The 13199-nt window shown below is 72.4% G+C and carries 15 protein-coding genes; 9 read left to right on the forward strand and 6 right to left on the reverse strand.

Annotated elements, in window-relative coordinates; all coding sequences use genetic code 11:
• Window positions 1–24: 24 nt before the first annotated feature.
• Both BM127_RS04055 and BM127_RS04060 read left to right on the forward strand, forming a co-directional pair.
• The gene (locus tag BM127_RS04055) at window positions 25–942 is read left to right on the forward strand and encodes a hypothetical protein (protein ID WP_091194633.1); all 918 of its coding nucleotides are present in this window, start codon (window positions 25–27) and stop codon (window positions 940–942) included.
• Entirely contained in the window at window positions 939–1421 is a 483-nt protein-coding gene (locus BM127_RS04060; protein WP_091194636.1) for a SigE family RNA polymerase sigma factor, read from the forward strand. Before BM127_RS04055 ends, BM127_RS04060 begins: the two co-directional genes overlap by 4 nt.
• Window positions 1422–1585: 164 nt before the next feature.
• On the opposite strand, the gene BM127_RS04065 is transcribed toward BM127_RS04060, so the two are convergent.
• Window positions 1586–2263 carry a TrmH family RNA methyltransferase gene (locus BM127_RS04065; RefSeq protein WP_231263084.1) on the reverse strand — a complete coding sequence of 226 codons (678 nt, stop codon included), beginning with the start codon at window positions 2261–2263 and terminating at the stop codon, window positions 1586–1588.
• A 37-nt stretch (window positions 2264–2300) separates the two neighbouring features.
• Between BM127_RS04065 and BM127_RS04070 the strand changes: the two genes are divergently transcribed.
• A complete protein-coding gene (locus tag BM127_RS04070) occupies window positions 2301–3047 on the forward strand; it encodes a DedA family protein (protein WP_231263083.1) in 747 nt (248 codons plus the stop codon).
• A 32-nt stretch (window positions 3048–3079) separates the two neighbouring features.
• Here the strand turns inward: BM127_RS04070 and pyrE are convergent, their stop codons facing one another.
• A complete protein-coding gene (gene pyrE, locus BM127_RS04075) occupies window positions 3080–3610 on the reverse strand; it encodes an orotate phosphoribosyltransferase (RefSeq protein ID WP_091194638.1) in 531 nt (176 codons plus the stop codon).
• A gap of 170 nt (window positions 3611–3780) precedes the next feature.
• On the opposite strand from pyrE, the gene BM127_RS04080 reads away from it, so the two are divergent.
• Complete coding sequence (locus BM127_RS04080; RefSeq protein ID WP_091195471.1) at window positions 3781–4962, forward strand: pyridoxal phosphate-dependent aminotransferase; 1182 nt, start codon at window positions 3781–3783, stop codon at window positions 4960–4962.
• A 15-nt stretch (window positions 4963–4977) separates the two neighbouring features.
• Here BM127_RS04080 and BM127_RS04085 read toward each other — a convergent pair whose 3' ends face one another.
• Window positions 4978–5802 carry a DUF4064 domain-containing protein gene (locus BM127_RS04085; RefSeq protein ID WP_091194641.1) on the reverse strand — a complete coding sequence of 275 codons (825 nt, stop codon included), beginning with the start codon at window positions 5800–5802 and terminating at the stop codon, window positions 4978–4980.
• 33 nt (window positions 5803–5835) lie between these two features.
• A complete protein-coding gene (locus BM127_RS04090) occupies window positions 5836–6957 on the reverse strand; it encodes a hypothetical protein (RefSeq protein WP_091194644.1) in 1122 nt (373 codons plus the stop codon).
• Window positions 6958–7101: 144 nt separating this feature from the next.
• On the opposite strand from BM127_RS04090, the gene BM127_RS04095 reads away from it, so the two are divergent.
• From BM127_RS04095 to BM127_RS04110, 4 genes are all read left to right on the forward strand, one after another.
• Window positions 7102–8013, forward strand: coding sequence for an ABC transporter ATP-binding protein (locus tag BM127_RS04095; protein ID WP_091194647.1), 912 nt, complete (start codon window positions 7102–7104; stop codon window positions 8011–8013).
• Window positions 8010–8831, forward strand: a complete 822-nt coding sequence (locus tag BM127_RS04100) for an ABC transporter permease (protein ID WP_139227630.1) — start codon at window positions 8010–8012, stop codon at window positions 8829–8831. Before BM127_RS04095 ends, BM127_RS04100 begins: the two co-directional genes overlap by 4 nt.
• Window positions 8832–8977: 146 nt before the next feature.
• Window positions 8978–9520, forward strand: coding sequence for a cysteine hydrolase family protein (locus BM127_RS04105; RefSeq protein ID WP_091194649.1), 543 nt, complete (start codon window positions 8978–8980; stop codon window positions 9518–9520).
• On the forward strand, window positions 9517–10467 hold the full coding sequence (locus BM127_RS04110; protein ID WP_198554483.1) for a PfkB family carbohydrate kinase: 951 nt from the start codon (window positions 9517–9519) through the stop codon (window positions 10465–10467). Before BM127_RS04105 ends, BM127_RS04110 begins: the two co-directional genes overlap by 4 nt.
• Before the next feature lies 1 nt (window position 10468).
• Here BM127_RS04110 and BM127_RS04115 read toward each other — a convergent pair whose 3' ends face one another.
• Entirely contained in the window at window positions 10469–11839 is a 1371-nt protein-coding gene (locus BM127_RS04115) for a pyridine nucleotide-disulfide oxidoreductase (protein ID WP_091194652.1), read from the reverse strand.
• Window positions 11840–11879: 40 nt separating this feature from the next.
• Between BM127_RS04115 and BM127_RS04120 the strand changes: the two genes are divergently transcribed.
• Window positions 11880–12683 carry a Rossmann-fold NAD(P)-binding domain-containing protein gene (locus tag BM127_RS04120; protein ID WP_091194655.1) on the forward strand — a complete coding sequence of 268 codons (804 nt, stop codon included), beginning with the start codon at window positions 11880–11882 and terminating at the stop codon, window positions 12681–12683.
• Between the two features lie 12 nt (window positions 12684–12695).
• Here the strand turns inward: BM127_RS04120 and BM127_RS04125 are convergent, their stop codons facing one another.
• The gene (locus BM127_RS04125) at window positions 12696–13196 is read right to left on the reverse strand and encodes a hemerythrin domain-containing protein (RefSeq protein WP_091194658.1); all 501 of its coding nucleotides are present in this window, start codon (window positions 13194–13196) and stop codon (window positions 12696–12698) included.
• Window positions 13197–13199 lie beyond the last annotated feature (3 nt).

Genomic DNA, 13199 nt, shown 5'->3' on the forward strand with positions numbered 1-13199 from the left:
ACTCGCCCGGGGGGAAGGACCACCATGAGCACCGACATCGACTGGCAGCGTGAGCTAGACAGCTCGTTCAGCACCGGCGAGGACCTGCCGCCCGCGCACTACGTCGCCTCGGGCCGTCGGGCCGTACGCCGTCGCCGCGCCGCTGCGGTCGTCCTCGCGGCGAGCATCGCCCTCGCTGGGACCGCGGCGTGGGCGGCCAGCCCGGGTTCGTCGCCCCGCGGAGACGCCCCGGTCGCGACGGAGCGCACCGGCGCGTCCGAACCGGAGGGTGCCGACCAGGGCCGGCAGACGCGTCGGGACCGGCTGCGGAGCCTCGCGGAGCTGCGCCGGGCGGGCGCCGGCCGGGTCGACTTCCTGGGCGGTCCGGCGGCACTCGCGGACGGTGGCCTCGTCCTGGCGCCGGGCGCCGGTCCGGTGCTCGAGCGGGTGCCGAACCCGATGGGCTACACGAAGACGCAGGGCTCCTCCCTCGCCATCCGGGTGATGTTCGAGGGGCGCGAGCAGTACTCGCTGATGGCGGCCTTCCCCAGCAGTACCTCGACGATGACCAACGACGCGTCGGGCGACTTCGAGGGATGGCTGGCCGGCGTGGTCGCCTCCCAGCGCACCCTCGACGTCGCCAACGGGGTGACCCGCCAGTCCGGCGAGCCCGGTCCCGACGAGTGGCTGACGATCGGCCCCGACGGGCAGGTCCGCGCTGCCACGGACCGGGTGGAGGTGCTGGAGGTCCGCGACGGCGTCGACCTCGGCGACAGCTTCGCCGCAGGCACCGACCGCGCGGGAGTCGTCCGCCTGCAGGTCGACGGTGATCCCGTCTGTGCGGCCTACCGGCTCACCGACGGCACGCTCGAGGTGATCCCGGGCGGCGGTCGCTTCAGCTCCCTGGACGCCTTCGTCACGTGGGCCCGCGCGCAGTACGCCTCCGGGCAGGGGATGCGATGAGGCACGACGCAGCGTTCTCGGACTTCGTCGCCTCCCGCCAGACCCACCTGCGCCGCATCGCGTACGCGCTCTGCGGTGACTGGCACAAGGCCGACGACCTGCTGCAGACCGCGCTGACCAAGCTCTACGTCGCGTGGCCGCGGATCCGGCACGAGGGCAACGAGGAGGCCTACGTCCGCCAGATCATGGTGCGCGCCAACATCGACGAGTCCCGCCGACCGTGGCGACGCGAGAGACCCAGCGACACGCTGCCCGACCGCGCCGGCGCCGACGGAACTCCCGTGGAGGAGCGCTCGGCCCTCTTCGACGCGCTCCAGGCGCTGCCCGCGCAGCAGCGCAAGGTCGTCGTGCTCCGGCACTGGCTCGGCCTGTCGGTCCGCGAGACCGCCGAAGAGCTCGGCATCGGCGAGGGCACGGTGAAGAGCCACAGCAGCCGCGGCCTCGCTGCCCTCGAGGCCGTGCTCACGCCCCAGCGCTAGGGACGGCTCCGAGGGAGCAAGAGTCCACCCGGACGGGTATGGCTTTACCCCCCTGTCAGGTCTAGGTTGACGCGCAGGGATCGCGCCGTCACCAGAGCCCGCGACGGGACCCGGGGTGCTGTGGGGGCATTCCGGGCCCCGTCGTGCTGATGCCCCGTGACGGCCTATCCGCGCCAGGCGTCGTCGCCCGCCAGGTCGGCGTACGCCCGGACCCAGCTGTGCATCGCGATCGCGGCCGCCGAGCTGGCGTTGATCGAGCGGGTCGACCCGAACTGGGCGATCGAGAAGGTGCCGTCGCACACCTCGCGCGCGGACTCCGACAGCCCGGGTCCCTCCTGCCCGAACAGGAAGCACACCCGCTGCGGCAGCTCCATCGTCTCGAGGTGCAGCGAGCCCGGCAGGTTGTCGATGCCGAGCAGCCGCACCGGCTCGTCGAGCGAGCGGAGGTACGACGCCAGCGCCGCCGCGTCGGGGTGGTGGCGGACGTGCTGGTAGCGGTCGGTGACCATCGCGCCGCGGCGGTTCCACCGCCGGTTGCCGACGATGTGGACCTCTGCGGCGAGGAAGGCGTTGGCGGTGCGGACGATCGTGCCGATGTTGAAGTCGTGCTGCCAGTTCTCGATCGCCACGTGGAAGCCGTGCCGCCGGGTGTCGAGGTCGGCCACGATCGACGCAAGGGTCCAGTAGCGGTATCGGTCCACGACGTTGCGGCGGTCGCCGTCGCGCAGCAGGTCGGCGTCCCACTGGTCGCCCTCGGGCCACGGCCCCTGCCACGGCCCCAGCCCGACCTCGGGCGGGCCGTGGGGCATCGGGTCGTACGGCGCCCGCTCGTCCTCGTGCATGCGAGAACCTTAAGGATGGCTGGTTAGGGTGGCGCGCGTGAGTGCATTCGACGGGATCCAGTCAGCCGTCCTCCCGCTGGTGCTGGGCATCGACTGGATGGACCCCAACTGGCTCCTCGACCGCTTCGGGGCCGAGCTGTTCTGGATCAGCCTCGTCATCGTCTTCGTCGAGTGCGGGCTGTTCTTCCCGATCCTGCCCGGCGACACGCTCCTCTTCGCGCTCGGCCTCTTCATCGCCACCGGCCAGCTGGACCTGTTCCCGGGCCCCCCGTTCGCGGAGCTGCTCATCACCATGGCGGCCCTCACCGCGGCCGCCTTCCTCGGCAACGTCGTCGGCTACGAGATCGGGCGCAAGATCGGGCCGCCGCTCTACGAGCGCGACGGCCGGATCATCAAGCGCAAGTACTTCGACCAGACCACCGCGTTCTTCGACCACCACGGCAACAAGGCCCTCGTGATCGGCCGCTTCGTGCCCTTCGTGCGCACCTACATCACCGTCGTCGCGGGCGTGACCCGGATGGAGCGCCACCGCTTCTTCCTGTGGAGCCTCGTCGGCGCGGTCCTGTGGGTCCTGTCCGTCTGCCTGCTCGGCTTCTTCCTCGGCGACGCCTTCCCGTCGCTGGGCGAGCAGATCGACAAGCTGATCATCGTGATCGTCGGGTTCTCGCTGATCCCGATCGCCATCGAGTGGTGGCGCCACAAGCGCACCAACGCCCCCGGCGCGGAGATCGGCACGCAGGACGGCGGGCCGGACCGCGACATCACCGGCCGCGACGTCGACTGAACGGCGAACGGACCGGGTGCCTGTCCGGGTCCCTAGCCGTGCACGGCGTCGAGCTCGGCGCGCGTCAGCACCGACCTGATCTCCAGGTCGACGTCGGCCAGCGGGTTCTCGCCCGCGGGTGAGCGGTCGATCGCACAGACGACGACCTCGACGATCGCGCCCAGCTCGCGCAGCGCTCGGGTGGCGTCACGCACCGCCCCGCCCGTGGTGATCACGTCCTCGACGATGGTGACGCGGCGACCGGCCACGTCGGGGCCCTCGGCGAGCTTGGCGGTGCCGTACTCCTTGGCCTGCTTGCGCACGAACAGCGCGGGCAGCCGGGTCCGCGCGCTCACCATCGTCGCGATCGGGATGCCCCCGAGCTCGAGGCCCCCGAGGAGCTCGGTGTCCGGCGGCAGCAGGTCGACCATCTGCGCGGCGACGCGGTCGAGCAGGTCCGGCTGGGCCTCGAAGAGGTACTTGTCGAAGTAGGTGTCCGCGACCTGCCCCGAACGGAGGGTGAACTCCCCCGTCAGGCGGCTGGTGGCGTCGATGTCGGCGGCGAGGGCGGCGTCCGGGGTCATGGGGCGATCCTGCCAAAGGACGGGACGAGGAGGTGGACCGGACCGGGATGCGGCGCCCCTCGAGCAGGCGTAACGTCGATCGATGACGCCGGGGCACCCGTGGTCGGCCAGCCCGTCCTGAGCACCTCCCCCGGCCGCCCGGGGCGGGCTGGTCTCGTATGTTCGACGCCATGACCGACGTACGGCTCTCCCACCGTCTGGCCCACATCCCGCCGACCGTCTTCAGCGAGATGTCGGCGCTGGCGGTGCGGACGGGTGCGATCAACCTGGGCCAGGGGTTCCCGGACGTCGACGGCCCGCCGTCGGTGATCGCTGCCGCCGAGGCCGCGCTCGAGGACGGCGCCAACCAGTACGCCCCGGGCATCGGGGTCCCGGCGCTGCGAGCCGCGATCGCGCGGCACCAGCAACGCCACTACGCGCTGACCGTCGATCCCGACCGCGAGGTGGTGGTGACGACCGGCTGCACGGAGGCCATCGCCGCGGCGCTGCTCGGCCTGGTGGACCCGGGCGACGAGGTGGTCGTGTTCGAGCCCTACTACGACTCCTACGTCGCCATGCTCGACATGTGCGGCGCCCGGCGACGTCCGGTCACGATGCGCGCACCCGACTTCCGGCCCGACCTCGACCGGCTGCGCGCCGTCGTCAGCGACGACACCAAGGTGATCCTGCTCAACACCCCGCACAACCCCACCGGCACCGTCCTCACCCGCGAGGAGCTCCAGGTCGTCGCCGACCTCGCGATCGCGCACGACGTGCTCGTCGTCACCGACGAGGTCTACGAGCACCTCGTCTTCGACGACGCGGGCTCGAGCGAGGGGCACGTGCCGATCGCGACCCTGCCGGGGATGTGGGAGCGGACCCTGACGCTGTCCAGCGCCGGCAAGTCCTACTCCTTCACCGGGTGGAAGGTCGGCTGGGCCACCGGCCCGGCGCCGCTCGTGCAGGCGGTGCTGGCGGCGAAGCAGTGGCTGACCTTCACGTCGGGGTCACCCCTGCAGCCCGCCGTCGCGCACGCGCTCGACCACGAGCCCGACTGGCCGAAGGCGCTGGCGCGAGACCTGCAGTCACGCCGCGACCTGCTCTGCGACGGCCTTGCCGCCGCCGGGCTGACCCCGCGCGTCCCGGAGGGCACCTACTTCGCCACGACCGACATCTCGCACCTGGGCTGGGCCGACGGACGCGCGTTCTGCCTCGCCCTCCCCGAGCGCGCCGGCGTCGTCGCGATCCCCACGCAGGGCTTCTACGACGACCCCGAGGCCGGGCGGCAGCTGGTGCGGTGGGCCTTCTGCAAGCAGCCCGAACTCATCAGCGACGGCGTACGACGTCTCGCAGCCGCGGACCTCGCGCGCTGATCCGGCCCCTCAGGGTCAGCGGTTCGGGTAGTCCCGCGGCGGGTGCTCGGTGCCGTCCCCGGACGGCGGCTGCTGGCCGTAGGGGTTGTCGGCGCCGGGTGGCTGCTGGCCGTAGGGGGCCGGGCCCGAGGGGGGCTGGCCGTAGGGGTTGTCCGCCGAGGGGTACTGCGGAGGCGCGTCCGGCCCCGGCTGCGCGGCGTACTGCTGGGCATGGGGGTCCACCGGCTGCGCGCCGTAGGGGCCGCCCGGGTAGCCGCCGGGACCGGACCCCGTGCGCTTGAACCAGTCGTTGGCGCCACCGGTGAACAGCAGCACGATCGTCGCGATGGCAGCGACGAGCGGGACCGCGGACACGCCGCTCGTGATGCCGATGAGGCCGAACAGCGCCGTGACCGAGGCCGAGATGACCAGCAGGATGCGGGCGACGTTGGACCGGCGCAGCACCATCACGCCGAGGACGATGGCGATGAGGCACCAGATGACCAGGCCGCCGATGACGGCCACCAGCACGCCCACGGCGGCCTCGCCGTCGATGTTGGCGTCCTGGAACTCCGGCACCCGCTCCATCTCGGTGATCACCTGGTCGCGCGCGACGACCAGGGCCAGGCCGGTGAAGCCGAAGATCGCGGCGGTGATGGCGGAGAAGACGATCGTGATCCACGCAGCGGCCGTGACCGTGCCGGGGCGCCGGTCACCGGCAGGCTGCGGCGTCCCGTAGGACGGCTGCTGGCCGTACGGGCTCGGCTGGCCGTAGGGACTGGGCTGGCCGTAGGGGCCGCCGGCTCCGGACGTGGGCTGGCCGTAGGGCGTGTGCGTGGGACCGGGCTCTTGCTCGCTCATGGGCACATCTCACCATGCCGACGGTGACGCTCGTCAGTGCGACGGCGGTGCGAACCAGCGACGGACCTCGATCCGCCGCAGGCAGACGATGGTCGCCACGGCGGCTGCGGCCGGGATCACGACGAGCGGGGTGCTGGCGATGAAGGCGAGGCAGCCGCCGGCGCTGAAGGCGGCGATGATCATCAGCCCGCGACGGGCCCAGTCGCGCCGTGCCATCGCGAACCCGGCGAGGACCAGGGCGACGCTGCCCCACACGACAAAGGCGCTGGCGTAGGCGAGGACGGTCTCGCGCACCTGCTGGAAGGTGAGGCCCTCGTCGAACATGTCCGGCTGCTGCTGCTCCAGCACGCTCCGGAGGAACTCCGGGGACAGCCCGGCGATCGCCAGCCAGAGCAGCGACAGGGTGAGCAGCCCGCCCGCCGTGACCACGGTGATCACGAACGCCGCGACCATGGCACCGGGCCGGTCGTGCAGGTGCTGCTGATGCTGGTGCTGGTCCGGGTGCGGCCATGCGGCCGGCGGGGCCTGGGCCGCGGTGGGGGCGCCGACGGCGGGGCGGTGCTCGCCGAAGGGCCGGGTCGCAGGCGGCGGCGTGGCCGGCCACGACGGGGCCTGGGTGGGCGGCTGGCTGGGAGCGGACTGGTCGCCGCGCCCGCCCAGCGGCGTACGACGTGACGTGCCCTTGCCGCGGGCGACCTTCTCCGGCGCGGGCGGCGGCGGCGTCCACCTGCCGGTGGCGAACCACTCCCGCGCGGGCATCACCCACAGCATCGCCGCACCCGCGGCGACGAACGACCCGGCCAGGCCGCCGGCCGGGAGTCCTGCCACGAACACCGGGACGGCGAAGATCGACAGGCCGAGGCGGGCCGAGCGGTCGGGCGTGCGGACGAACCACCCCAGGATCGCGGTGGCGCAGGCACTGGCCGCGGCCACCATGCACATGATCCGCAGGATCTCGGAGGCGCTCGAGACGTCGAGGCCGAGCGACGAGAACGGCGCCTCCGCGAGGAACTCCTGGATCGACGTCTGGCTCTCCAGCGAGCCGAGCGTCGTGATCCGCTCCCACGCGCTCACCAGCACGATGAAGGAGGCGAACATGACGATGCCCGACGCCAGGGTGACCTGGGGCGGACGCTGCTGCGTGGGCTGGCTCACCGCCCCAGTGTCCCAAGTGCTGCCCAACGCCGCAGCATCGACGCTCGTGGGCGGCCCGTGAGGGGTTTCTCAGGGTCGCCCTCAGGGGCGGACCGGGCCCCGTCCCCGATGTGCGCACGGGCGGGTGACCGCGAGGGTTGACCCATGATCAGTGTCGAGTCCCTCACCAAGCAGTACGGCCCCTTCACGGCCGTCGACCACGTGTCCTTCACGGCCGAGACCGGCCGGGTCACCGGCTTCCTCGGTCCCAACGGAGCCGGCAAGTCCACCACCATGCGCGTCATGGTCGGCCTCACCCCCGCCAGCTCGGGCCGGGTCACCGTCTCCGGGCGCAGCTATCGCGAGCTCGTCAACCCCGGCCTCGAGGTCGGCGTCCTGCTGGACGCGTCCGCGCAGCACGCCGGGCGTACTGGTCGCGAGATCCTCACCATCGCCCAGCAGACGATGGGGCTGCCCAGGGCCCGGGTCGCCGAGACCCTCGCCCGCGTCGGCCTCACCGAGGACGAGGCGGCCCGCCGGGTCCGCGACTACTCGCTCGGCATGCGCCAGCGCCTCGGCCTCGCGACCGCCCTCATCGGCGAGCCCGAGGTGCTCATCCTGGACGAGCCCGCCAACGGCCTCGACCCGGCCGGCATCCGCTGGATGCGCGACCTGCTCCGCGGCTTCGCCGACGCCGGTGGCACGGTCCTGCTGTCCTCGCACCTGCTCCACGAGATCGAGGTCATCGCCGACGACCTCGTGGTGATCGGCCAGGGCAAGATCGTCGCCCAGGGCAGCAAGTCCGAGCTCCTGGCCGCGGCCGGGACCCTCGTCCGCACGGCCGACGTCGACCGGCTCGCCCGTGCCCTGCACGAGGCGTCCGTCGTCACCAGCCCCATCGACGGCGGCCTGCGCGTCGACGCCGACCCCGAGCTCGTGGGCGAGACCGCCCACCGGGCAGGCGTCGTCCTGCGCGAGCTCCGGCCCGCCGACGGCGCCGGCCTCGAGGAGATGTTCCTCGAGCTCACCGCCCTGACCTCTCGTGACGACACCGCCCGTGAAGGAGCAGCAGCATGACCACCGCAACCCAGGCCGCACCCGCGCCTCGTACGACGCCCGCCGCACCCGCGCCGCCCCGCGTCATCCGTCCCATCCCGATGAGCCGACTCGCCAAGGTCGAGCTGCGCAAGATGTTCGACACCCGCGCCGGGTTCTGGCTGATGGCCAGTGTCGGCATCGTGTCGGTCCTCGCCACCGCGGCGGTCATCATCTGGGCGCCGGACGAGGCGATCACCCTCGAGACCTTCTCCACCGCGATCGGCGTGCCGTTGTCGATCGTGCTCCCGATGATCGCGATCCTCTCGATCACGAGCGAGTACAGCCAGCGCACCGGCCTGACGACGTACACGCTCGTGCCGTGGCGCGGCCGCGTGATCAGCGCCAAGGTGCTGGTGACCATCGCGATCGGCGTGGTGTCGATGTTCCTCGCACTGGCCGTCGGCACGGTCGGCAACCTGATCGGCTCGACCATCACGGGCCTCGACCCGGTGTGGGACATCAGCGTGGCGACCTTCTCCTCCATCGTGCTCGCCAACATCCTGGGCATGCTGATGGGCTTCATGCTGGGCGTGCTCTTCCGCAGCTCGGCCGCGGCGATCGTGGGCTACTTCGTCTACTCGTTCGTCCTGCCCGTGGCCTTCGGCACCCTGGCGGCCTTCCAGGAGTGGTTCCGCGACCTGCAGCCGTGGGTCGACGTCAACTTCGCCATCACGCGGCTCTTCGAGGGCTCGCTGACGACGGAGCACTGGCAGCAGCTCGGCGTCACGACGCTCGTGTGGCTCTGGATCCCGCTGGCCCTCGGGCTGCGCGCGATCGTGCGGGCCGAGGTGAAGTAGTCCCCTCACCGGGGCGAGCCAGCGGCTGCCGGTCGGGGGACCTGTGGCCGCTGGCCCCGACACCTGAGGACGTGGTGGACCGATTCCGGGCTCCGGACCGACCGCCACGTCCTCAGGTGTCTCTCGTGCTCTGACAGGCTGGTGGCATGCACCCCGACGCCTGGCTGGTCGTCATCGACCCGCAGCGGATCTTCGCCGACCCGTCGAGCGAGTGGGGTTCGCCCATGTTCGCGAGCATCGTCGATCCCGTACGCCGCCTCGCGACCGCGGCCGCCGAGCGCACGGTCGTGACGCGATGGGTCCCCGCGCGGGATCCGCAGGGCAGCTGGGCTGCCTACCTGAAGGCCTGGCCGTTCGCGGACGTGCCGTCGGACGACCCCCTGCTCGACCTCGTCCCCGAGATGGCGGACCTCAGCGACGAGGTGGTGTCGGTGCCGACCTTCGGCAAGTGGGGTCCGGACCTGGAGGCCGTCACCGGCCCGACGCCGCACCTCGTGCTGGTCGGGGTGTCGACGGACTGCTGCGTCGTCTCGACCGCCCTGGCCGCGGCCGATGCCGGCGCGACCATCACTGTCGTCACCGACGCCTGCGCCGGGTCGACACCCGAGAACCACCGGGCGGCGATGGCCGTGATGAGCCTCTACCCGCCGCAGATCACCCTGGCCACGACCGCCGAGGTGCTGGGGTGAACCAGCCCGTGAGCCGCGTCATCCACACCGGCCAGGCCCTCGTCGACGTCGTCGTGGAGGTGCCCGACCTCCCGGTCCGCGGCCAGAACGTCATGGCCACCTCGGCCACCGACTACGCCGGCGGCGCGGTCACGGTGCTGGTGGCCGCCGCCCGGTTCGGCGCCGACTGCGTCCACGCCGGCGCCCACGGCACGGGGCCGCACGGCGACCTCATCCGGACCGCGCTCAAGGCCGAGGGCATCGGCGTCTCTGCTCCCCCGGTGCCCGACCGCGACACCGGCATCTGCGTCGTGATGGTCGAGCCCAGCGCCGAGCGCACCTTCGTCACGACCCTCGGCGCCGAGCGCGAGATCAGCGTCGACTCGCTCGCCACCTCGGAGCCGAAGGCGGGCGACCTCGTCTGCGTGACCGGCTTCTCGCTGGCCCTCGCGAGCACGCGCGACCCCCTGCTCGCCTGGCTGCTGACGCTCGACCCCGACGTGGTCGTCGTGCTCGATCCGGGTGCAGCGTTCGCGAGCCTGCCCGAGGACGTACGTGCGGCGATGCTCGAGGTCACCGACGTCTGGTCGAGCAACGCCGAGGAGGCCGAGGACCTGCTGCGCGAGGTGGGCGCGGAGGCGCCCCACGACCTCGCCGCGCTGACCACGGCGATCGCTCCGCTGCTCCGCGGCGACGCCGTCGCCATCGTCCGCGACGGACCCGAGGGCTGCGCGGTGCACGTCGCGGGCGGGACGACGTACGTCGCCGGCTACCCGCAGAAGCCGCTCGACACCAACGGTGCCGGCGACACCCACACGGGCGCGCTGCTGGCCGAGGTGGCGGCGGGCACGCCGTGGGTCGAGGGGTGTCGGCGCGCCAACGCCGCAGCAGCCATCAAGGTCACCCGACGCGGGCCGGAGTCGGCGCCGACGGCGGCCGAGGTCGACGCGTTCCTCGCGAGCCGCTGAATCAGCAGTACGTCGCGAGCTTGTCCAGCGCCGGACCAGCGTGCTCGGCCAGTCGGGCACGCGCCTCGTCGAGCGCGACGGAACCCGGGTGCCCCGACGGCACCCGCGCCGGGTTGAGCGCGACACCGTCGGCCCACGCCCTGATGTCGGGCTCTGCCGAGAACGCCTGGGCGTTGCGGGTGCCGAGCAGGTTCATCGACGCCCACTGCGGGAGCGAGTTGCCGTAGTTGGACGGCCTGACCAGACGGTTCTTCTCGGCGTCGTCACCACGCGTCGCCTCGACATAGCCCACCAGCGCCGCGCCGAGGCACGGGAAGCCGGCGCGGACCGGCTGGATGGTGATGTCCGACGGGCGCCACACCGGCACCAGTGGCGGGTGCTTCAGGCCGTCGGCGGCACAGTGCACGACCACCGCGTCGCCGGCGATGCGCACCAACCCCTCGGCCAGGTCGAGCCGGCCTCGCGAGACGGACGTGACGTGCCCGCGGCGTACGACGTCCTCGACGGTCCGCAGCAGGTCGAGCTCCCAGCGGGCGAGCGTCGGCGCCTTGGCCATCGTCGGTGTGACCGACCGGTCGATGCGCAGCATCACGCCCGCCTCCTCGAGCCGGACGAACGCGTCGTCGAGCGAGGTCGACGCTGCGACGGCCTGCATGAGGTCGGCGGCGAGGCCGAAGAAGATCGAGGGGTCGGGCTGGACGCGGGCCCGGTCGAGCATCCACGGGTCGCGTGGCCGGACCCAGCAGATCGCACCCGGGTCGAGGCCGCGTCCGAGCAGCCAGACGATCGCGTCGGTCGCGGTCTTGCCCGACCCGACCACGACGTACTGGCTCGGTGCGTCCTCGAGCCGGACCAGGTCGTTGACCGGCACGACCCGCGCGCCGTCGGCGACCGCGAAGGGCGGCGGCGCCTCCGCCGGGATGGTCGGCGCGAGGTAGTGGGCGTTGACGATGCGGCACGACTCCGGCACCTCGACGCGCTCTCCCGTGATCCGCGAGGTCACCGTGCGGTGCCCGTCGAAGTCGCTGCCAGGGAGGAAGTCGACGCGACCCGTGCCGACCAGCCGGTCGAGCACCCGCGCGTAGTAGGACACGATCTCCGGCTGCGCGGCACGCTCCTGCAGCCCCGCCTCGGGACCGGTGGTCTGCAGGGCGCCACCACCCAGGAGCGTCGACGCGACGCCGTAGAAGCAGGACGACTGGTGCAGCCGCACGAAGGGATAGGCCTCGAGCCAGTGGCCACCGGGTCCGTGGCGCCGGTCGACGAGGGCGACGCGGGCGGTGGCGTCGTGGTCGACGAGCGCGTCGGTGAAGCCCATCCCGAGCGCGCCGGCGCCGATCACGAGGTAGTCGGCCTGGAGTGTGCGAGCCACGGCTCGACCCTAGACCTGACCGACGGCGTACGGTGCGCACGTGTTCCCTGATGTCCTCCTCGTCGGGTGCGGCGACCTCGGCGCCCGGGTCGGGCTCGCGCTGGCAGGCCTCGGCCACGACGTCCTGGCGCTGCGGCGCAACGCCGACCGCGTCCCGCCGCCACTGCACGGACGGTCCGTCGACCTCACTCGCGAGGTGCCGGACCTGGCAGGTCTCCACCCGCGACTCGTGGTGGTGGCGCTGACTGCGCGCCCGAGGACCGAGGACGCCTACCGGGCGACGTACGTCGACGGGATGGCGCGCGCGCTCGATGCGCTCGACGTCGCTCCCGAACGCGCGGTGCTGGTCTCCTCGACCGCCGTCCACGGCAGCAGCGACCAGCCGGCTCCCGAGGACGAACGAGCCGGCGTCGCACCCGCCGACGGTCCCGGCCGGATGCTGGTGGCGGCCGAGCAGGCCTTCCACGCGCGCCTCCCGCACGGCACCGTGCTGCGGCTCTCCGGCCTGTACGGCGGCGACAGCACGCGGCTGCTCGACATGGTCCGCGAGGGACGGGTCGACGACCCCCACCGGTGGACCAACCGGATCCACCGCGACGACGCCGCAGCAGCGGCCGTGCACCTGCTCACGATGCCGACGGAGCCCGCCTCGCTCTACCTCGGCACCGACGACGAGCCCGCCCAGCTGGGCGACGTCGCAGCCCACCTCGCCCGCCTGCTCGGCGTACCTGCTCCTGCCCCTGCCGATCCCGCGCTCGGCCACGGCAAGCGGCTCTCCAACGCGCGGCTACGCGCGACCGGCTGGACGCCGACGTTCCCGAGCTACCGCGAGGGCTACTCCTGAAGGACCATCCGGTCAGGCGATGACCGCATCGATGGTCTTCTTCAGCGCACTCGGCTGCGACGGCCGCTTCGGCGCCTTCTTCCTCGCCGCGAGCATGGCCTCGCCGATCTCCTGGAGGGTCTTGCGCCCGAGGCCCTCGCGCACCTTCGGGAACCAGTCCTGCTCCTCCTCGTCCATGTGGTGCGTGACGTTCTCGATGAGCACGGTCGTCTTGGCGTCGAACCGCTCGTCGGAGGGCTTCATCGCCGCGAGCTCGGTGACGAGGACATCGGCGACGTGGTGCTCCTCGTAGGACTCGAGGACGTCGTCCTCCAGGTCAGGGAGCAGCTCGCGCACCCGCGGGTACATGACCTCGTTCTCGATGTAGGTGTGCTGCGTCAGCAGCTCGATCATCCGGTCCACGAGCTGTCCCTTGCGGACCTCGGCGTTGTCGCCGGCCGCCTGGAAGTCCTTGAACACCTTGCGGATCTGCTTGTGGTCGTCCTTGAGGATGACGATGGCGTCGTTGGACATGCT

The sequence above is a fragment of the Nocardioides alpinus genome (assembly GCF_900112035.1).
Lineage (GTDB): Bacteria > Actinomycetota > Actinomycetes > Propionibacteriales > Nocardioidaceae > Nocardioides > Nocardioides alpinus.